This is a genomic window from Paenibacillus hexagrammi, assembly GCF_021513275.1.
Lineage (GTDB): Bacteria > Bacillota > Bacilli > Paenibacillales > NBRC-103111 > Paenibacillus_E > Paenibacillus_E hexagrammi.
The window spans coordinates 2,400,290-2,421,102 of the sequence record NZ_CP090978.1; the positions used below are offsets into that span (position 1 = coordinate 2,400,290).

Annotated in this window: 21 protein-coding genes and 1 pseudogene; 15 read left to right on the top strand and 7 right to left on the bottom strand. The window is 41.9% G+C overall.

Annotated features, from left to right (window positions below):
* Positions 1 to 246 precede the first annotated feature (246 nt).
* Positions 247 to 702, top strand: a complete 456-nt coding sequence (locus L0M14_RS10595) for a DinB family protein (RefSeq protein WP_235122070.1) — start codon at positions 247 to 249, stop codon at positions 700 to 702.
* Positions 703 to 972: 270 nt separating this feature from the next.
* Here the strand turns inward: L0M14_RS10595 and L0M14_RS10600 are convergent, their stop codons facing one another.
* A complete protein-coding gene (locus tag L0M14_RS10600) occupies positions 973 to 2,481 on the bottom strand; it encodes a transposase (protein WP_235117998.1) in 1,509 nt (502 codons plus the stop codon).
* 298 nt (positions 2,482 to 2,779) lie between these two features.
* On the opposite strand from L0M14_RS10600, the gene L0M14_RS10605 reads away from it, so the two are divergent.
* The 5 genes from L0M14_RS10605 to L0M14_RS10625 all read left to right on the top strand — a co-directional run bounded on the left by L0M14_RS10605 (position 2,780) and on the right by L0M14_RS10625 (position 7,713).
* On the top strand, positions 2,780 to 3,709 hold the full coding sequence (locus L0M14_RS10605; protein ID WP_235122071.1) for a tyrosine-type recombinase/integrase: 930 nt from the start codon (positions 2,780 to 2,782) through the stop codon (positions 3,707 to 3,709).
* Positions 3,710 to 3,905: 196 nt separating this feature from the next.
* Positions 3,906 to 5,060 (top strand): DUF4062 domain-containing protein, encoded by a 1,155-nt coding sequence (locus tag L0M14_RS10610; protein ID WP_235122072.1) that lies wholly within the window; start codon positions 3,906 to 3,908, stop codon positions 5,058 to 5,060.
* A 291-nt stretch (positions 5,061 to 5,351) separates the two neighbouring features.
* Entirely contained in the window at positions 5,352 to 5,867 is a 516-nt protein-coding gene (locus L0M14_RS10615) for a GNAT family N-acetyltransferase (protein ID WP_235122073.1), read from the top strand.
* A gap of 308 nt (positions 5,868 to 6,175) precedes the next feature.
* Positions 6,176 to 6,271, top strand: coding sequence for a competence inhibitor ComI (comI, locus tag L0M14_RS31490; protein WP_311198868.1), 96 nt, complete (start codon positions 6,176 to 6,178; stop codon positions 6,269 to 6,271).
* Positions 6,272 to 6,780: 509 nt separating this feature from the next.
* Positions 6,781 to 7,713 carry a hypothetical protein gene (locus tag L0M14_RS10625; protein ID WP_235122074.1) on the top strand — a complete coding sequence of 311 codons (933 nt, stop codon included), beginning with the start codon at positions 6,781 to 6,783 and terminating at the stop codon, positions 7,711 to 7,713.
* 169 nt (positions 7,714 to 7,882) lie between these two features.
* Here L0M14_RS10625 and tnpC read toward each other — a convergent pair.
* From tnpC to tnpA, 3 genes and pseudogenes are all read right to left on the bottom strand, one after another.
* Positions 7,883 to 9,417: pseudogene (tnpC, locus tag L0M14_RS10630) on the bottom strand (IS66 family transposase).
* A 96-nt stretch (positions 9,418 to 9,513) separates the two neighbouring features.
* Complete coding sequence (tnpB, locus tag L0M14_RS10635; RefSeq protein WP_235118521.1) at positions 9,514 to 9,813, bottom strand: IS66 family insertion sequence element accessory protein TnpB; 300 nt, start codon at positions 9,811 to 9,813, stop codon at positions 9,514 to 9,516.
* Between the two features lie 46 nt (positions 9,814 to 9,859).
* Positions 9,860 to 10,231, bottom strand: a complete 372-nt coding sequence (gene tnpA, locus L0M14_RS10640; RefSeq protein WP_235118522.1) for an IS66 family insertion sequence element accessory protein TnpA — start codon at positions 10,229 to 10,231, stop codon at positions 9,860 to 9,862.
* A gap of 324 nt (positions 10,232 to 10,555) precedes the next feature.
* On the opposite strand from tnpA, the gene L0M14_RS10645 reads away from it, so the two are divergent.
* From L0M14_RS10645 to L0M14_RS10680, 8 genes are all read left to right on the top strand, one after another.
* Positions 10,556 to 11,005 carry a hypothetical protein gene (locus L0M14_RS10645; protein WP_235122075.1) on the top strand — a complete coding sequence of 150 codons (450 nt, stop codon included), beginning with the start codon at positions 10,556 to 10,558 and terminating at the stop codon, positions 11,003 to 11,005.
* A gap of 266 nt (positions 11,006 to 11,271) precedes the next feature.
* Complete coding sequence (locus L0M14_RS10650; protein ID WP_235122076.1) at positions 11,272 to 11,679, top strand: NUDIX hydrolase; 408 nt, start codon at positions 11,272 to 11,274, stop codon at positions 11,677 to 11,679.
* A 266-nt stretch (positions 11,680 to 11,945) separates the two neighbouring features.
* On the top strand, positions 11,946 to 12,458 hold the full coding sequence (locus L0M14_RS10655; protein ID WP_235122077.1) for a hypothetical protein: 513 nt from the start codon (positions 11,946 to 11,948) through the stop codon (positions 12,456 to 12,458).
* A gap of 493 nt (positions 12,459 to 12,951) precedes the next feature.
* The gene (locus L0M14_RS10660; protein WP_235122871.1) at positions 12,952 to 13,005 is read left to right on the top strand and encodes a hypothetical protein; all 54 of its coding nucleotides are present in this window, start codon (positions 12,952 to 12,954) and stop codon (positions 13,003 to 13,005) included.
* 975 nt (positions 13,006 to 13,980) lie between these two features.
* The gene (gene ltrA / locus L0M14_RS10665; RefSeq protein ID WP_235122078.1) at positions 13,981 to 14,748 is read left to right on the top strand and encodes a group II intron reverse transcriptase/maturase; all 768 of its coding nucleotides are present in this window, start codon (positions 13,981 to 13,983) and stop codon (positions 14,746 to 14,748) included.
* Between the two features lie 699 nt (positions 14,749 to 15,447).
* On the top strand, positions 15,448 to 15,543 hold the full coding sequence (gene comI, locus L0M14_RS31495; RefSeq protein WP_311198869.1) for a competence inhibitor ComI: 96 nt from the start codon (positions 15,448 to 15,450) through the stop codon (positions 15,541 to 15,543).
* Positions 15,544 to 15,982: 439 nt separating this feature from the next.
* Positions 15,983 to 16,471, top strand: a complete 489-nt coding sequence (locus L0M14_RS10675; protein WP_235122079.1) for a hypothetical protein — start codon at positions 15,983 to 15,985, stop codon at positions 16,469 to 16,471.
* Between the two features lie 92 nt (positions 16,472 to 16,563).
* Positions 16,564 to 16,947 (top strand): GNAT family N-acetyltransferase, encoded by a 384-nt coding sequence (locus L0M14_RS10680; protein WP_235122080.1) that lies wholly within the window; start codon positions 16,564 to 16,566, stop codon positions 16,945 to 16,947.
* A gap of 30 nt (positions 16,948 to 16,977) precedes the next feature.
* On the opposite strand, the gene istB is transcribed toward L0M14_RS10680, so the two are convergent.
* From istB to L0M14_RS10695, 3 genes are read right to left on the bottom strand one after another with little or no spacing between them, the layout of a single operon-like run.
* Positions 16,978 to 17,727, bottom strand: a complete 750-nt coding sequence (gene istB, locus L0M14_RS10685) for an IS21-like element helper ATPase IstB (RefSeq protein ID WP_235117588.1) — start codon at positions 17,725 to 17,727, stop codon at positions 16,978 to 16,980.
* Positions 17,724 to 18,581 (bottom strand): Mu transposase domain-containing protein, encoded by an 858-nt coding sequence (locus L0M14_RS32220; RefSeq protein WP_405030831.1) that lies wholly within the window; start codon positions 18,579 to 18,581, stop codon positions 17,724 to 17,726. The genes istB and L0M14_RS32220 overlap by 4 nt, the downstream gene beginning before the upstream one ends.
* Positions 18,533 to 19,261: a helix-turn-helix domain-containing protein gene (locus tag L0M14_RS10695; protein WP_235122081.1), complete on the bottom strand. Its 729-nt coding sequence runs from the start codon at positions 19,259 to 19,261 to the stop codon at positions 18,533 to 18,535. Before L0M14_RS10695 ends, L0M14_RS32220 begins: the two co-directional genes overlap by 49 nt.
* A gap of 487 nt (positions 19,262 to 19,748) precedes the next feature.
* Here L0M14_RS10695 and L0M14_RS10700 point away from each other — a divergent pair, with 487 nt between their 5' ends.
* Positions 19,749 to 20,282: a DUF2716 domain-containing protein gene (locus L0M14_RS10700; RefSeq protein ID WP_235122082.1), complete on the top strand. Its 534-nt coding sequence runs from the start codon at positions 19,749 to 19,751 to the stop codon at positions 20,280 to 20,282.
* Positions 20,283 to 20,813: the final 531 nt, after the last annotated feature.

Consider the following 20,813-nt stretch of genomic DNA (forward strand, 5'->3'; position numbering starts at 1 on the left):
TATGCTGTGACCCACGAGTAGCAATATTTGTGAGAGTATTTGCAATTTGAACCGTATTTGCATTCTGTGTATTGGCCTAGTCCCAAGCTGCAGTTTCCATAAACTATGCACATATCTTTTTGCTTCCAAGATGTGCTAATATGTTGATGTACAATGTCTTTACATCGCGGTCGCAGTACGAATTATATAAATTAACTGATATTCTCGATAGGTCCAAGTAATCGATTAGCGGAAGAGAGGAAAAAAATGAAGACGATCAAGCGCATGATGGACCACATGTATTGGGCGGACGAGCGCATCCTAGAATCACTCGAGGACTGTGAGACGAAGAACAAGGACCTTCTGAAACTGGTTCGACACGTTGCGGTCGCGGAACGAGTCTGGCTGTCCCGACTGCAGGGCAAGGGCAGTGCGGAATATACGTTGTGGGAGGAAACAGATGACCTGACGGCGATCCGCACAATGTTCGAAGAAAACGCCGAAGAATATCGCGTCTATATCGAAGGCCTCGAGGAATCTGAGTTAGACGAAATCATCGACTATATGAACCAGAGCGGGGTTCCGTTCCGAACTTCTGTACGTGATATCCTGTTGCAGGTCCTCTTACATGGTCAATATCACCGGGGACAGATCAACCGGATACTTCGTAGCGAATCGGCAGAGCCTGCCCAAGTCGATTACATCACCTTCGCGAGACTTTAACTTTAACCATGGAACAGTTTGCCGTGGGGGACTGTCGGGGGTTAAGTACAAAGTAACATGGAAAGCCGCATAGAATTCTAAAAAATGTATAAGTACCGAAAGCATCGGAAGGTTGCAAAGTCTATAAGGACTTTGTATGCCTTCCTTTTTTGATTTCCAATATTTTGAATGAATGATAATATGAAGAGGTGTGTTGAAATGGAAGTATCGTTATCAAAACGAGATGAGAACACATTAGGTGTAAGGCTTTTAGGTTATTATAAACATGACCTATGCAGTTCGTGGTAGTAGTTGGTAATTACCAGGTTTAGGTATAACCCAAAGAAGCACCAAATAGTGCTCTGGCCAAAAAAGCTCAATTAGTCTTGCAAACTGCTGCACTTGTGTGTCACAATCAATAGTGATTCGCTGAATGCCCTTGCGGTTGTTCACGCGGACCTGACAACGAGTGTGGAAGAGGCCACGAACCATTTCGCCGTGGGTGTAGCCTTCATCATCACTCGTTTTTTCTTTGTTCAGTTCAAAGAGCGCAATCGCTAATAAAGTTTCGGCGACAAACAACAACTCGAAATGGGCATGATGATGCGCCTCGTATTCGGAATGGCATTTTTCAAAAGCTAATTCCTGTTTGGCCGAGCGAAAGAATACTTCAATGCGCCAGCGCTTGGCATAGGTCTGAACCACGTCTTTCGGAGCATCGTGGCGATTGCTAATTAACAAATAAGCGCCTTTGTAAGTAGCAGGCTCTTCTCCTTTTTCCTCTTGATCAGCATCCGTTATCGGTTGGTCATCTTCTTTCAAACGTATCGCAACAACAGCAGCTACAAGAACATACCGCTGCTTGGTCACTTGGTTCCCTTTCCGATTCACGGTTGCGTAAGGGCGCTTCATGTAGATATCCGGTATCGAAATGGAGGTCAGACCGGATGCCTCCCCACCTAACAGCTCCTTAAAGACCTCCCGGATCAGCATGACTGGAGTCAGCGGTACATAGCGTTCCCGACGAGTGCCGGGTTCGATGACTTTACGAAACAGAGCCGTGTTGCGTTTGGCTTTGGTGACCCAATCAAAGTTATTCTCCTCCAGGAACGAGAAGAAATGCTTGCAAAGGTACCACCGATCCATGGCTACCCACAAGCGGCATGAAACAGATTCCCGCAACATGAGTAGCATTTGCTTGGCCAAATCGATTTTAGTCAAGCCTTCTCCTTTTGTTTCGGGCTTATGCCAAATCCGGAAAAACAACGGATACTCCAATCCGCTCTTCCGAACAGCTTGTAGAACAACCAAATTGGTTGCCCATACATAGACTTTGGCGGAGTGGTCATAGAGCCAGCACAGAAACGGAAGCAGCTTGGCAAAGGGATGCGCGCTGTGGGTATCATCGAGATTTACGACATCTCCATCAGTAAGCGCAGTTACAGGATCCTGCTGCAAGCGCTCAACACGCTTTTTTCCAAAAGTCGTCCAAGCAAAGCCTTTCGTTAAAAAGCGACTTAACGTGTACTGTGCAAGCTTCCAAGGCTGAAACATTCGCTTCAGCAAAGCGTCTTTGTCGGCCAATTGCGCTATCTGGGTAACGGAAGAGCAATTGGCAACGAGGCCGACGACGTAGAGGAAGCAAATTAACCAAGACGGAGTACCGTTACGTTTCATGATGCCAGATTGTGCGAGTAACAAAGAGAAGTCAAAACGCTCCCACAGACTTTTCAGAATGGGAGCTCCAGCACATTCGCTGTGATTTAAATCTTTAAACTTCGGCTTTTGTAACGCTGACATTGGAATATCACCTATAATCTGTAAGATATACCTGTTCAAAAAGGTATCCTTCGCGATTATTGTGGTGTTTCTGAAAAGTCAAGTGGTTTTTATGAACTTAGGTAAAAATTATAATGAATTCTAAGCTTTTCCCATCAATTGGGGTGAACTGCATAGGTCATGTTATAAAGAAGGCGTTACCAAAATTAGGAATATTTCGGGGAGAAAATGGGTTCCTGAAGAATCTGTTTGGTCAGTTCCTTACACAATAGAAATCATAGAACAATTACTGAACGATTTTAAAAACAGCAAATTTTATGTGGATTCTCAATTACTTGAAGAATGTTATTTACTTCAATCCTATTATATCTCTCAAAAAGAAAATGCTTCTGAATCCATTTTCCTAGTACCCCAATGGGATTCTGATCATGAAAAAAGATTGAAGAATGAATTACTTCGTAGAGGTTATAGCCCAAAAACACTAAAGGCCTATTGTGGGCAAGTCGAACGTTTGTTTCACTACGTGAAAGAGCAGCATGTCATTTGGAGTGATCAAATGATTCAAAATTATTCACTATATTTGCTAAATAAAAATTGCTCACACGCTTATGTCAATCAAGCAATCTCTGCCATAAAATTTTATTTTCAAAAGGTTCTGCAACAACAAGACACTACACCGTACGTTAGGCCAAAGAAAGAAAATAAACTCCCAAATGTCTTGTCAATAAAGGAAGTAACGTCCATATTAAAAGCAATCCAAAATATAAAACATCAAGCTATATTATATTTGACATATTCTTCAGGCTTACGAGTTGGGGAGGTAGTACGTTTGCGATTGCAGGATTTTGACATAGAACGTAAAACGCTGCTAATCCGACAAGGAAAAGGAAGAAAAGATCGATTGACCTTACTTTCCGATACTGCCCTTGAAATCGTTCAACGTTACTCGCAACAACAAAAACCGGAAGTATGGCTGTTCCCTGGACAGACGAGTGGACGCCATTTGACAGAGCGATCTGTACAAAAAGTTTTTGAACAAGCTTTAGCAGTGTCTGGTGTAAGGAAAGAGGTAAGTGTACACTCGTTACGTCATTCCTTTGCCACTCATTTATTGGAAGGAGGCACCGATATTCGGTATATCCAGGAATTACTCGGCCATCAAAGTACTCGTACAACCGAGCGATATACACATGTAAGTGTAAAAGATATTAGACGTATTAAGAGCCCACTTGATCAAATTGATCTTTGATCAGTGCGTAACACAGAGAAGTACACAAATCCACCGCAACCCTTGGATATTCACAAAATACACAAATACCTCGAATTTTATTGATTCTGCGAAGTTCGTGAAAAGGACGTTAGACGAAATTTCTGAAAAAATAGCGAATATTCACACAACAATTGCTTTGTGTTATGATGAGTAAAAATAATGGGGGAATATGTAAATGCCTAGTCCAAGAGTATTTATTTCATCGACTTGTTACGATTTAGGTATGGCACGAGATCAATTGAGATCATTCTTGCTAGAATTGGGATATGAGCCAGTTCTTAGTGAATACTCTGATGTTCTATTTGATCCTCGTACCCATACACATACTAGTTGTTTACAAGAAGTACCTAATACTGACATGATAATTTTGATTGTTGGTTCAAGGTTTGGTGGAAAAATAATTCCCGATGCTTTGACATCAATAGATATTGAAACATTAATGAAATCAAGTTTTAATATTGAATCTCTAGAAAATATTGAAAATCTATCAATTACACAAATTGAGGTTCTAAAAGCTATTGAAACATCAGTACCGGTATTTGCTTTTATTGAAGAAAAGGTTCTACATGATCATCTTGTATATGAAAAGAATAAAGATCTTATAGGAAAGATAAATTTCCCTTCAATTGAAAAGGCTGACACAGCAAAGTATATTTTTGAATTTATTAATTTTTTAAGGCATAGAATTAAAGGCAACAGTGTTATTTCATTTTCAAAAATTGAAGACATCGAAAATCATCTACGCAAACAATGGGCGTCACTATTTCAACGCTTACTAAGGGAACAAAGAGAAAAAGACTTTGAAACAAGGAGAATGATTAGTTTATCTGATCAACTCGAGGATCTAAAGACTGCAATTTTTTCCACCATTGGTAACTCGCAAACAAAAGACATTGCACGTGGTGTAATTAAATATCGAAAATTAATTGATTTACTTTTGGGGTTGCATATTCCTGACAAGTCTATTTTTGTACAAGGTAACTGTTCTTTTGATGACCTCCTACATATGGCAAATATAGTTGAGATTAAAGATATTGAAACTAGTAGGCCTTATGGTAGAGCTGCACTAATAAAAGAAGATGGGACCTTCTATGAAAGTCGCTTTAGTAGTAATTTTATTCTTGATATTAGATTAGAATGGGACAGCTTTATAACTATGTCACCAGAATCAAGACAAGTAATATTTGAAACGGTTTCAGATGATAGAAGAATAGGACCTCCACTATTACGATATAGAAATGAAACTATCGATCAATATTTTAATGAGAGAAACATTGAAGCGAAACAATCTGATGAAATTTTTGTGGTAACTTCTACAGAATCAGCATAAAGATATAAGCCCAATCAATTTGGTTGGGTTATTATTTTGTGTGTGAATCCTGGAAGTCAGAAACTCCGTCTAACACCGCATTCACGCATCGGGCCTGACGGCCCTCGGTCCCGGAAGCATGGAGCGAAGAAGCAATTGCCGGGACACATCCGCACCGACTAACCGCATCGCGGCCGGCCCTGTCGGGCCTTAAGTCGGTGGGACGTCGCGAATGCAAGAACGTTATCTGAAATACATCTAAACATAATAAAGCTAATAAAACATAGTAGGATAATTCGAAGGAGCGATAGATTGAATAAGATCATAACAAACATTGGAGAGATAACAATACTTAGGGCTGCTGAAGATGATTTGTCGGATGTATTAAGACTTTGGTTGGAAGCGGCTGAGTGGTTGGAGGTAAAAGGAATATTACAGTGGAGACCAAATTCATTTACTCAAGAATCGGTTTTAGAGCATTACCAGAAAACGGAATTATATATAGCCAAGCTTAACGAAACGATAGTAGGTAGTTTTTCAATACAATGGTCTGATGAATTTATTTGGGAAGAGCTAAACAATAATAGTTCCGGATACATTCATAGATTAGTAGTTGCAAGAAATTTTAAGGGGATGAATTTGGGAATTGAATTACTGACTTGGGCAGAGCGGTATATTCAAAGTACTGGCAAGAAAGCATCGAGACTTGATTGCATGGCGGATAATCAACATTTAAACACCTTTTATAGGAAAGCGGGATATAACTATATAAAAAGAATTAATAGAAAGTATTGGAGTGCAAGTCTTTTTGAGAAGGTATATTCATAGAAGAGATGTACTTCAGATAACACCGTATCCACGCTGTGGTCGCTCCGCTCCCTTGGTCTGCCAGAGGCATTTCGGAGAAGTGAAATCAGGCAGACAACCCTGCACCACCTAACCGCATCGCGGCCGGGACTACGTCCCTTAAGGTGGTGAGGGTTCGTGGATACACCAACGTTATAGGAAATTCCGGCAAACCATATATAAGAAAGAACCGAACAAACATTCTATCAATTAATGGATACTTGTGGTAAAATAGGTAGTACAATTGAATCTTGGGTGGGCATGGTTTCCCTTCGAAAGGAGGTGAGGCCATGGAAGTTAAAGATGCGATCCAGATCATGTTCCTATTTGGAATGTTTATCCTTGCACTTTTAACGTACATAAACTTGAACAACAAGAGAAAGTAAAAACCCACCCCAAGGTTAGCGCCAAAGGTGGGTTTTTATTGTCCTGGACTTAGAAGGGACTAAACCATCCAAGCCAATTGTATGGCCGAGTGTTCGCTGCACTCGGCTTTTCTAATACAAATGATACCATATCTATAAGTCGGTGAAAACCCAAAATGCAAAGTAATGAATAAGAACATGAATAAGGACATGAATAAGAACTTGAATAAGAACTTGAATAAACCCTAAAGACATCTTTGTAGTATTCTCACAGAAGGCCGGAACATCCTATAACACCGTATTCACGCTGCGGGCCTTGCGGCCCTTGGTCTGCAGAGGTATTTCGGGAAGTGGATTCAGCAGACAACCCTGCGAGGCTAAGTGGCGGAGCCACCCGGCCCTTACGGGCCTTAAGCCTCTCGGGTTCGTGAATACAACAACGTTATACGCCATAACCCATAAAAGTTAATTGCCAATAAATGCTTTGAGAATCTATAATTAAACCAATAATGTAAAAGGAATGTGAATTTATGTCTAAAAATAAAGAGGGACTAGCAAGTCAAGCTAAAAACTTTATCAATAATCCACTTGGTATTATTGGACTATTTTTAGTGTTAGTTGATGGTATTGCAGGGATGGTAATAATATTATCAAAGTTAAATGTTATTCTAAATTTGTTATTGGTTTTATTTATTATTGGATTTCCATTGGTTGTTTTAAGAGTGTTTTTTATTTTAGTTGTAAAGTATCATAAAAACTTGTATGCACCAAAAGATTATAATGATGAAGGGAATTTTGTACGCACATTTGATCCGAATACGAATCAAGTAGTTCAAAGTGAAAAGGAAACGGAGCAAGTAGAATCCACAAGCAATAGAACCGAGGAATTATTGGTTATTAAAGAGACAATAAAAAATATAGTAAGTATTCAAGAAGCAATATTACATAAAGTAAACAGAGATGAAAATGTAATCGAAATTGAAAAGGAATTACAGAAAAACATTAATATGGATATGGAAAAGATAATAAACAAAAGGAAACAAAGATTTACAATAGAAATATCGAATTTAGAAGGATCTCAAGTCCTTGTCGATGCGCTTGATGTATTGGGATACGAAAGTGAAATATACTATTCTGTTCTTCGAGAAAATAGAAGAGTTAATTATTTTGATTCTAAGGAAGAGCACTCAGCCATTTGGTTAGGTAATAATGTGCCACTTAAAGATGCAATTGAAGTTATAAAAGCGTCGAAACTAGTATTTCCACATTTAAGATATATTCATCTATCAAATGATACAAAAGGAGATCCTCCTAATTTTATTCACAAGCAAATTTATATTGGTGGATCTACTAGTACCGCAGATAATTATGGACTGACCGAAATGAGTGATGAGGATTTTTTAAAATTATATGAATGTAAAAGAAAAACGGATTTCCATTCGTTCATTAAGAGTTTTTATTAGAGAAGAAAGACGAAGCTCGTATTATGGAGTCTTCGTCTTTTTAATTAATTACAATATTCGAAGGTATTTCAATGATGTGGGTTACGGCGTATAACATCGTAAGCGTCTAATAACCAGGTGTATGGCAAAAGAAAAACCCATGGTTCATGAATAACCACAGGCTCTGCGTTTATGTACAATGTCTTTGAACTTCCGTACTCCATGGAAGGCACGCATCAAGTAGCTCTGGCTGTTGACGAAATGCATTCCCTGGCAGCTGCTGCAACAAATATACTAGATATTTGTACGGGTTCAATCCATTTGCCTTTGCGGTCTCTACGATGCTGTAGATCGCTGCACTTGCGGTTGCCCCCCGTGGACTGCCGCTGAATAACCAATTTTTTCGGCCGACCGTAAAGGGACGAATGCTGTTTTCTGCTAAATTGTTCGAGATCACACAGTTCCCATCTTGTAAGTAATTCATCAACTCTTGCTTATGGTTACGCGCATACTTCAGCGCTTCGCCTAGCTTGGATTTAGGAAGCACCTTGCTTTTGGCCGTTTCTACCCATGACCAAAAAGCATCGAGTACAGGTTTTTCCTGCACCAGACGTTGCTCCTTTCGATCTTCAGTAGTATGTGACTTAAACTGTGACTCCAGCTCGAAAAGCTTGTTGCAATAAGCTACTCCTTCACTAGCAAGCGACTCTTCCGACTGCTTCGCCTCTGGTGGCAACGCCTCAACAAACTTACTTCTAAGATGCGCCCAGCACAGGCAGGATGTCGTCCCTGTTAGATTCGCATAGCCCGAGTAGGCGTCGCTATGTAGATATCCCTTGAATCCTTTCAGGAACGCTTGCGGGTACTTCGCCCCTCGCCCTGGTTGGTACTCAAAGATTCGTATGGGATGCTCACTATGCTGCCCACTGCTGTAGATCCACATGTAAGAGTCAGTCGTGTTCTTCCGTCCCTTCTCATTCATCACCTGCAAGGGCGTTTCATCCGCATGAAGATATCGCTCCCCTACAAGCAACTCATGCAGTCGATTCACCAATGGCTTTAGCCAGTCTCTTGAGGCTGCGATCATCCAATTCGCCATAGTTGCCCGACTCAGATCAAGACCGATGCTCTTCCATTCCTTCTCCTGACGGTACAGGGGCATGCTGTTCACAAACTTCTGGTACATGACCCATGCCACAGAGGAAGCGGAGGCCATTGAATGCTGGATGACCGGCGTAGGCGTCACTGCCTTTTTCATTTGAGGCATGTCCTCTTTCCGACAGGTCCGGCACTCCAAGGTTTCTCTGTAGATATCAATCGCTCGCACGCGGGCAGGGATAAACTCCACTTCCGTGCGCACGAACTCTTCGCCCACCAAGACAAGCTCGCTTTGGCATACGTCACAACAACGGTCCTGTACCTGAAATAGCTGCTTTTCATGCGGAAGATCCTGGAGCAGCTCCGCTCGTTCACCTACATGCTTCTTCCGCTGGTAGCTTTGGATCTGCTCGATGCTTGGCTCCTGTGCAGTGCGTGAAGCTGCTGTCTCTGCCTCATCAAATAAAGACAGCTGCTCCACTCCTATTGGGAGGGAAGCTGTTTTCTCGGAGCTTTTGCCGTACAGCTTCTGCGTTAGAAATTGCACGGTTTCTTGTAGCCGCTTATTCTCTTTTTCCAGGTCGCCGATGCGATGTTCCATTTTTGGAGCTGTTCCGAGGGGCTCATGAGCTACCGTTCCTTCACTGTTTTCTATGTCTACCATTATACCATAGAAGCAGGTATAAACCCAGATTTCACAAGGGTTTTCGGCACTTTTTTGACTTAGATGGAAGGAGTGAAATCCAGCTTTCTGACAGCTTTCGGCTGATGGATAGATAGCCCCTCCAGCAACCACCGAAACTCCTGTGGCGTAATCGAGCGTACGGCTTCCGCATCCATGGGCCACTGGTATTGACCTGATTCCAGTCGCTTGTATAACAGGACGAAGCCATCACCTTCCCAGTACAAGGCTTTCATTCGATCGCGCTTGCGACCGCAGAACAAAAACAAATGATTCTGAAACGGGTTTAATTGTAGCTGATGTTGCACCACGAGAATAAGACCATCAATGGATTTTCGCATATCCGTATAACCACAAGCAATATACAGTTGATCGGCCTTCGAGATGTCACCGAACATACTGCAGGATGCGAAGCGTCTGTTCGAGAAGTAAGGTAGACGCATGCTGATGAATTTCGATCGTAACGGCATCCGTACGAAGGATGATCGCCGCTTGTTCATGACTTGCTTCGGAACGCGGAGGGTTCGCCCGCAAAGATGGAGGGACTGAAACCAGTGTTGGTTCATTCGGAGATGAGGAGGCAGGAAGGGATTCACAAGCAGCTTCACGGATCTTTCGAAGCCAGTAATAGTAGCTTTTCACGCTGACATCGTGCTCGGCACACCATCGAACCACGGTCTGACCACTGGAACGGCAGTCACGAACAATCTCGGTCCACTGCTGAAGCCGATAGCGATTCCTCATTTCTAGAGTTTGCAATTGGACACACTCCCATTAGAGTTTTTCGAGTAGAGTCGAAAAACTCCAACGACTTACTCTAAAGGAATTGTCTCAAAATCTAGACTGCCTTGGAATACACCTTCTTGTTAGACGCTTACATAACATCATATCCACGCTTCGGAGCCTAGCGGCTCCTCCGTCCGCGAGAAGCGGTCGACAGGGAAGTGGATTCAGCGGACACATCCGCACCGACTAACCGCATCGCGGCCGCTCCCGTTGGTCGCTTAAGTCGGTGGGACGTCGTGGATACAGTAACGTTATCTGAAAGAGCTTGAAACACTATAAATTGATAAGGTGAATTCGATGATGTTATTCAATACAAAGAACGAACTTGAACAAATTGATTTTCATGATTGTATAATCGAAGCTATTAATATAGAAGACAATATGATTACTTTTATACTAGAATCAGTGAATGTCTTAGCTGCTCATACGCTAAATCCGTTTGAATTCGCTAGGAACACTGACCAATGTATTTTAGAATTTATTAATGTTCAGAGTTACGAATCTGGGTATTTTGTAAGGGAGAAGGAAGATAGGATAGATATTGAATTAGTTCATAATAATGATTTTGAAATACTTAAATTTGACATCCTTAATGAAAATGAAATGAGGTTTTACAAAATATTTGGAATGGCATCAAACTTTAATAATGAATATTCTGAAATACTTATAAGAGCAGAATATACAAACATTAAATGGAATAAGTACGTATCCGATGCCTGGTTTGTTAATTGGCCAAAGAAGAAATGATAGCTTTTTGGGTAATTCGAAGAAGAAGCTCCTTCAGATAACACCGTATTCACGCTACGGACCTAATGGCCCTTGGTCTGCCCGAGGTATTTCGAGGAAGTCGTATCAGGCAGACAACTCCTGCGAGGCTAAGTGGCGGAGCCACCCGGCAGCAAGCTGCCTTAAGCCTCTCGGGTTCGTGAATACAACAACGTTATATGCAACCTACGCAAACCCAATATAACCATTAAAATCAAAGAATAAAAATCATCTTTAAGGAGATTCGTATGAGCCGGTCAAAACATTTTGTCTCTGCAGCAGCCGTTGTTTTAAATGATAAAAATGAAATATTACTTATTAAAGGTCCTGATAGAGGTTGGGAAATGCCCGGAGGTGTAGTCGAAGAAGGTGAATCATTATCCCAAGCTGCAATTCGTGAAACTAAAGAAGAATCTGGTGTAGACATTGAAATCATTAGGTTCTGTGGAATTTATCAGAATGTAAAGCAATCTATTTGTAATACATTGTTCTTGGCAAAACAGATTGGTGGGGAACCAATTGCTACAGAAGAAAGTTTACAAAGTGGATTTTTTCCAATTGAAGATGCCTTAAAAATGGTTACATTTATGAATTTTAGAGACAGAATAGAAACCTGTTTAAAGATTAATGAATCACTTGAATATATCGAATTTTAAGATAAAGAAATTTTGAAGGTGTCTCAAGGAAGGCGTAGGCAACATATAACAACGTTTTCCCGCTGCGGGGCTTACGCCCCTTGGTCTGCATGAGGGATTTCGAAGAAGCTGATTCAGCAGACACACCTGCACCGACTAACCGCATCGCGGACAGCCCTTCGGGCTTTAAGTCGGTGAGGCGTCGGGAACACAACAACGTTATAAGAAATCGGCGAAAAAATATTAATACCATTAAAAAATACGACTAATTCTTTAAGGCGGTATTTATGTCAGAAGATAGACGAATTAGGCTAGAGAAGTTAATAAAAGACAATAAGAGAAAACAAGCAAAGGATCAGTTGGTTAGTGATCTATTGAAATATAAAAATATAGATATTACAGATAGAAACTTTACTGACTTTTCCTTATCAGAGGAAATGCATAAAAGAGTTTATGAATTAATTAAAACAAACGATATTAAGATTATAAGTTTCCCATTCAATGAAGAAATGCTTATTATGAAGCTCAATTTCATTTTTGAGTATTTTAATAATTTCGATAAAGATATTGTTTTCTTTTATCCAGCAGTATTTGGTTTTTATTTTAGGAGAAGTAATCAATTTTATCTCAATCATCCAATCGCGATTGAGCTAAGATTAGATGAAGCCAAAGAAATCATTATGAAATTATTATTTGAAATGCATGATGATTTGATCGTTATTTCAAAGGATTTTATGTTTGGATTTGTAATAAGTGAAGATGAATATTCGAAAGTAACAATTGAATATTGGGTCAAGTAGTATTTCAAGAAGACGCCGACATCTTATAACACCGTATTCACGCGGCGGGGGACAAGCCCCCTTTGGTCTGCCCGAGGCGATTCGGGGATGTGGGTTCAGGCAGACAACCCTGCGAGGCTAAGTGGCGGAGCCTAAACTCATTTTTGATAGATAACTCGAAGAAGGCGGTAACTTGCGGTCGCTCCGCTCCCTTGTTCTGCCCGAGGCAATTCAGGGAAGTAGTATCAGGCAGAAAACCCTGCACCACCTAACCGCATCGCGGCCGGTCCTAACGGACCTTAAGGTGGTGAGGGTTCGTGAATACAACAACGTTATATGAAATACCGGCAAGTGATAGTATAAAGACGAAACAGAACAAATATTCTATCAATTATTGGATATATGTGGTAAACTTGGAAAGTGAAGTTGAAACTTGGGTGGGCATGGTTTCCCTTCGAAAGGAGGTGAGGCCATGGAGGTTGGAGATGCAATTCAGATCATGTTCCTATTTGGAATGTTTATCCTTGCACTTTTAACTTACATAAACTTGAACAACAAGAGAAAGTAAAAACCCACCCAAAGGTTTCCGCGCCGAAGGTGGGTTTTTGTCCTTTTGACTAGAGGGGATAACCCCATCCAAGCCAAATGTATAGCCGAGTGTTAGCCGCACTCGGTTTTTCTGTGCGCCTCACAGTCGCACAATCTAAGTGGTTCAAATCCACTCGGTAACTTTACCCTTTAAAGTGCCGTAGCCGAAGCAGAAGTCCTAACTCCAGTAGGAGAAGGATTGGCAGGGTGTCTCTCGCGAGGGGGAATCCGAAGGGCCTGCAGGCAAAGTCCAGCCCGGAATGCGGTGAACCAGAGGTGGCGGAGATGTTGGATGACCCGCCGGAAAAACGGGGAAATCTATGCCATAGGCATATCTTGCAGGAAAGCGCGAAAGGGATATGACCTGCAAGGCTCATCTACGTGATTAGGGTCAGGATGGATGGAACAGAATGTGCAGATAACTGAGGGAAGTCTCGTAGTTTCCTCTGCGCAAACGCGTGTGAGGTAGGCAAGGTATAACCCTAAGGGGAAAGCCAAATCGATGAACTGCGAGATGGCGGATCGTTCCGTAGTAGCGAATAAGTCTGAGCCGATGAAAGCTGGTAACAGTCTAGAGGGGAAAACTCGGATGAGTATGCGCGTGGGGAAAAAAAATATTCTTAGTCGCATAACCTGCTTCCACTTCAAAAGAGGGAAGACAGAGGCAAAGGGAACGTGCTTCGTCAAAGACTGTGAGTTCAAGTGAGTGGAGATCGTAAGCGCCTTAAACCAGAGAGGGTATGACCAAGAGGGTGCGTCCCGCCGAGAGCGAGATAGCGCTTGGGGATAGAGGCAAACTGGCGACCTGAGTACACCTCAGGCAACAGGAGCGATTGAAAAAAAAAATTTTTTTTCTAACACGCGGTTGCATGAGGTAGAACGAGTAAGGAATCGATCATCTGTAGCGCGAACAAGATCAGCTTGGTGAGTAGCAGGTAAAGGTGGTGAAACACCAATGAAACCGAAACGACGATACTACTCCCTGATCGACAAAATATATCAAATGGACAATCTGAATGAAGCCTGGCTGGCAGTAAAGAAGAATCAAGGAAGTGGCGGAATTGATGGGGTAAGCATTGGTATGTTCGAGAAGAACATAGGCATCAACCTAAAGGAAATCCAAAGGCTACTGCAACAAGATCGGTACAAACCCGACCCTGTCAGGCGACATTTCATCGAGAAGGAAAACGGGAAGTTAAGACCGTTAGGCATTCCCACAATCCGAGATCGCGTATGCCAGCAGGCTGTACGTCAAATCATCGAGCCGATCTTTGAGCAAGACTTCTACTACTACAGCTTTGGCTTCCGACCTGGATACTCTGCGCATCAAGCAATAAACACGATTCGACGAGCAAAGCGCGGCGGATACGACTATGTGGTAGACCTCGACATTATATCCTTTTTCGATGAAATTCCGCATGAACTGCTGATGGAAAAGGTTCGTGAACGAATAACCGACGGTAAAGTGCTGACGCTCATTCGCGGATGGCTCACCGCAGGAGTCATGGAAGATGATCAGTTCCATGAAACGTTAGTCGGGTCCCCACAAGGCGGGGTCATCAGTCCATTACTTGCGAATCTATATCTGAATCATTTCGACTGGAGTATGAAGGAGAAGGGGTTTGCTGTGGTCAGATATGCAGATGATGCAGTTATTCTTTGCAAAGTATTGGAAGAAGCAGGGATGGTATTTCTAACAAACTTACTCACCACACGTTTCTAATTCAGCAGTGAAATTTGCAATCCGGTGACGGGTGAAGACGACTCACTCCTGAAGATGGGGAACTGACGAAGGAAAGCCGTGTGCGGGAAATCCGCATGCACGGTTTGATGAGGAGTCCGGGGAGTAATCCCCCGTCTTACTCTACTATATCGATCATAACATAAATTGAAATTGCTGAAAACCCGTTTAAATTAAAATGCTAAACTTGAAAAACTTGAATAAGAACTTGAATAAGAACTTGAATAAGAACGTGAATAAGAACGTGAATAAGAACGTGAATAGACTATCGATATGAGAATAAAGAAGATTTATTAAAGGATTATGAATTAATGATAGATCGTAATCTAATAAGAATTGAAGATGGAAAGTGCATATTTTGTAAGTGATTCAAAGATGGCAGTAATTGCGTATAACACCGCATTCACGCATCGGAGCCTAGCGGCTCCTCGGTTCGCAAGGGGGATTTCGGGAAGAGATTTCAGCGGACAACCCTGCACCGACTAAGCGCGGTCGCGCCCGGCCTGATGGCCTTAAGTCGGTGAGGGTTCGTGAATGCAAAACGTAATGGGAAATTCCAGCAAACCATATAATATCGAAACCGAACAAACATTCTATCAATTAGTGGATAGATGTGGTAAAATAGGAAAGTACAATTGAATCTTGGGTGGGCATGGTTTCCCTTCGAAAGGAGGTGAGGCCTTGGAGGTTAAAGATGCATTGCAGATTATGTTCCTATTTGGAATGTTCATTCTAGCACTTTTAACTTACATAAATTTGAACAACAAGAGAAAGTAAAAACCCACCCCAAGGTTAGCGGCCGAAGGTGGGTTTTATCCATTTAGCCTAGAAGGGGAACCCATCCAAGCCGATTGTATAGCCGAGTGTTCGCAGCACTCGGTTTTCTTATATCGATCATAACATAAATTGAAATTGCTGAAAACCCGTATAAATTAAAATGCTAAACTTGAAGAACTTGAATAGACTATTTAAACCATTTATTAAAGATTATTTTGTAGAAGCTCAAAGAAGACCGGAACATCCTATAACACCGTATTCACACGGCGGGCCTTACGGCCCTGGGTCTGCAGAGGTTTTTCGGAGAAGTGGATTCAGCAGACAACCCTGCGAGGCTAAGTCCTGACGGACCCAGTCGCTCCGCTCCTTTAAGCCTCTCGGGTTCGTAAATACAAGAACGAAATTGGAAATCCTTGCAGATTGGAGTGAGAGTATATTCATGGGAGCTTTTATTTTTAAGAGAATAGTATTAACAACACTTTTTTTAAGCATATTAACAGGTTGCAACAAGACAATCAAGTCAAATGAGGGCATGTTTAATGTTGGAATTGATCAGATAGAGGACGTAAAAATCAATCAGCCCTTTGAAATACATGGATATCTTAGAAACAATACAAGTCAATCTATTGAAATATCGTTCGGAGCCGGATTATTTACTTATAAGATATTTGATGAATATGGGAATGTTGTTCCGGTAAGTGATCAAATGTTAGTTGTAAATGACATTGGATATGATACGAGTCTTGGTGCTGGTGAAGTTTATAGAAACAATGGTGAGAAACAACGAAGTAAAGAGTTTTATCAATTCACTATAAAGAAGCCAGGCCATTACAAAGTAAAAGCAGTTGCAGAATTTAGTGTTAAAGATGAAGAGGGTAACAAAAATCAGAAATTAACTTCAAAAATGTATGATTTTACAGTGAAATAGAGTGTGAAAGGAACTCGAGGAAGGCAAAGACAGCAGATAACACCGTATTCACGCTGCGGGCTGTATTGATATGCTTGTTAAAGGAGATCGCTATGAGCGAATTGATGATTAGATGGGCAGATTATCAAGATTGGTACCAACTAGGTTTGGTTAGTTCAGAATCTTATCGTGAGTCTTATTCGGGCATTATCCCAGATACCTATTTAGATGCTTTTTCTATTGAAAAACGACAGTCACACTATAAAAGAGCATTACAAGAAGATGCCAAAACTACTGCAATTCTTTTAGTAAATAATAAAGTTGCTGGCTATATAGAATTTGGAAATAGTAAAGATACCGATTTAGATAATACATATGGAGAGATTTATAACTTTTATACATTAAAGAGCTACTGGGGGAACGGGTACGGAAAGAAGCTAATTACTTGGGGGATTAATAGGCTACAAGAAGCAGGTGTAACCGTCAAGTCCATTTGAGCATTTTTCGATAAATAAGTTTGAACAGTTTTAGCTGAAAATGGTCTGTCGATGCTTCAACCGATAGCTGTCCCCTTGGAGCTGGATGATTTCACTTTTATGCAGAATTCTGTCCAGGATTGCTGTGGTGATGGCAGGATCGCCTAGTAGCTCTCCCCAATCATCCGGACCCTTATTGGAGGTCAAGATGATCGAGGATTGCCCATATAACTTGTTTATAAACTGAAAGAATAAGTTGGCTTCATAACGGTCCATGGCCATAAACATCAAGTCATCCATGATCACAAGTTGGGATCGGTATAGCCGTTTGAGCTTGGACCCAGAGACCCTTGATATGGTCTCCGTTTTCAATAATTGAATGAGACCGTCCATCGTAATAAAACTGACCCGGTACCCTTTTTTCAATGCTTCCACGCCAAGACCTATGGCCAAATGGGTTTTTCCCACGCCCGGCGGCCCCAGAAAAATTAGATTGTAGTTTTGCTCGAGCCAAAGTAGCTCTCTTAGTTGGTTAAACTGCCGTCTGCTGAGCGACTGCTGCTCCTCTAGCATGAAGTCGTCGAGCCTCTTAATCTCCGGAAACAGAGCCCAGCGAAACCGTTTGGCGAGTTGCTTTTCTTCGCGGCGGTTCATTTCGTACTGCAGGAGCCATTGCAAGAATTGGCGGCAGGTCCATTCCTTGGAGTCCGCTTCCATTAATGTTTGCTCGATGACCTGAGCCGCTTCCGTTAGATTGAGATTTCGTAGTGCTTGTCTAAGTTCTACAGTCACTTCATTCATCGCTGTCCCCCCGTAAGAATGGCCTTGTAGGCGTCGAACTCCCGAATTTGGGGCTTGACTTTACGCTTGGACTGATCTTGATCGCTTAGCAGTTTTAGAGGAGCTTCTGAGGGAATTTCCGGTGGTCTCGGCCTCTTGTAATGCTCCACTGCATCAGCAAAGTCGGTTGCCCGATACAAACGGTGTTTGATACAGTAACCCAAAGCCTTCGTTACAGCATCCGGCTCTGCGGGCTCCAAAGCACGCTGAATGAGCTGTAATTGGTCCCTAATGTACCGGGGCTTACGGTTGTAAATCTCGTTTAGGAAGGGGCTAGCCGCTGTTGGGTCTGGGAATGCTTCCGCTACGGTTTGGATGTAGGCTGCAATGCCCTTCGTTCGATCTCGTTTGTGATTGGTGTTCTGAACGAGTTGTCCATTGCCTGTGGCCAGTGGATGTTCGGCCAATAGTTGCCCGCTGTCCAGATCTCGAATCGCTAGGCGCCCCATTTCCGTAACCTGAATACTCACTTGCTTGTCTGTCCCGTCATAGGTTCCAAGCGGAACTGAATACCGGTTTCCTTCATACCAAATGGTGTTGTCCTTCCGAACGGTCCTTGTTATACTTGGTGGTAGCGAGTTTATTTTTGTGTGGACCGGGCGGAGGTGCTCTTTTTCAAGAGCATAGACTTCGGCCGGTATTTTTTTAGTGGTGTGATGGATCTTGGCATTTCCCGTGCGATGGAGCCAAGCTACACAGTCTTCATTGAGCCTGTCTAGGTTAGCGAAGAGGCGATGCCTTGCGAAGTTTCGCTTTACATACTTGACTACATTTTCGATGCGGCCTTTACTTTCAGGATCTTGTTTCCTGCACATTCGGATTCGAAAATCCCGCTGCTTAACATAACTTGCAAACTCATGCGTGAATAACAAATCTCCATGATTCTCGCTGGTAAGAAGCAGATGGTCCTGGTCGTAAACAATCTCCTGCGGATCCCACCGAAGAATGCGAACGCTTCCTCATGCATATCCACCACATCCTTCGTAGTAAAGGGACGGTCCAACCACTGTACATATTTATGCCTGGAATGGGACAAGACGAATCCCATGAACCACAACCGCACCAAATTTCCCTGAAGATTCCGGAGCTTTGTTTCCCCGAAGTCTACTTGTAGCTGATAACCCGGAGGAGGATCTTGTACAGCCTCGTATTGTCTGGCTTGCATGACTTTGGGGATGTTGTACTTTTTCCGAAGGTCCCTTACGTAGTTTCGCACTGTTCCCTCTGAAATGTTCTGCACCTGAAACCGTTCCTTGAGCCAGTCGTGAATTTGAGCAGCCGACAGGTCGGGATATTCCCGCAACCATTGTAGAATGGACGATTCATATCCATCTAACTTCTTTTGTCTAGTCTCCAGTTGTTCCAAATATTTACTAAATTCATCTGGATTCATTTCCAAGAACTTGTACACCGTATTTCTGGATACCTCTAGCTTTCGTGCAATTTGTGTGATCTTTAAGCCCTGCTCCTTCATTCCGAGTATGGAGAAGTACATATGCCACCTCTCTAAGCGCCTCATATCTCTTCCTCACCCTAATCTTTATGATCTAAGATGATTTTAATAGGGTGGGGTATGAGATGGAAAGAGTGTTCATTCTTATTTGTTGTTTTCTGTTGACTCCATTTTACCGGTTACAGCAGGATATTCTAATGTTTCCTTATGGGTCCTTAAAGAGAATACAAATGCGAAGGGTTTCTACGAGCATTTGGATTTTATAAATGATGGATTAGAGAGAACAATTACAAGAGAAAAAGAATTAATCCAATTGAGATATTCAAAACAACTTGATGAGAAGAATTAAGAAAAATTGCAAAAGTTTATTCGAAGAAGCCGTCCCATCAGATAACACCGTTTTTCCCGCGGCGGCTCCTACGGAGCTTGGTCTGCAAGAAGGGTTTCGAGGAACCATTCTCAGCAGACACACCTGCACCGACTAACCGCATCGCAGCCAGCCCTTCGGGCTTTAAGTCGGTGAGGCGTCATGAATACAACAACGTTAGATGAGATTCATCCAAAACATATTAAAACAAGAGGTATACCAATGAATAATTGGATTTCATTACGTGATGATGAATACAGAAGAGTATGGGATAAATTCTATAAAGACTTTTCGTTCAAACCAAGTATAGATCCTCAGAACTGGCCATCATTTACTATTAATTTACCTTATGTAACTTTTGAATTAACGAAGAACTACAATAACGAAGATATTGATGAATTAGAAGAGATCTATAAAGCTGCTTTAAGATCCTGTTTAGAACCAGAAGAATACATTTATGCTCTTGATTGGCAGCATGAATCGTTTCTTTATTCTCCATATTTACAAGACACAATCCCAAGTATTTCATTTTACCCTGATGGAGATTATTACTTGTTCTTAAGGAAAGATTTTAGTTTTGGTTTTTTAGGTCATCCATGGGAACATAGCATTACAATATTTGGTGAAGAACTTATAAAAAAATTACTAATACATAAACCGAGGATTTTTAATGGGATAATTCGAAGAAGCGGATGAACTTCATCTAACACCGTATTCACGCTGCGGGCCTTACTGCCCATGGTCTGCAGAGGTTTTTCAGAGAAGCAGAATCAGCAGACAACCCTGCACTGGCTAAGTCCGTCGACCCGGGGCTAGCGCCCCTTAAGCCAGTGAGAGTTCACGAATACAATAACGTTATAGGAAATTCCGGCAAACCATATAATATCGAAACCGAACAAACATTCTATCAATTAGTGGATATATGTGGTAAACTAGGAAAGTACAATTGAATTTTGGGTGGGCGCGGTTTCCCTTCGAAAGGAGGTGAAGCCATGGAAGTAAAAGATGCACTTGTTTTTTGCAAGTGAAAAGTGCCTAGTTTTGCTGCGAAAAATGCCTAGGACACCTGCCAGTTAAAACTTACTGCGGAATTCGTGTCTGGTGATAAAGATATCTGGAACCAGTAAAAGATGTCTGGAACTAGTAAAAGATCTATGGAACCAGTAAAAGATGTGTAGAACTGATAAGCAAGATGATTGGACATCTAGAAGGGAGCCCGAGGGGAAT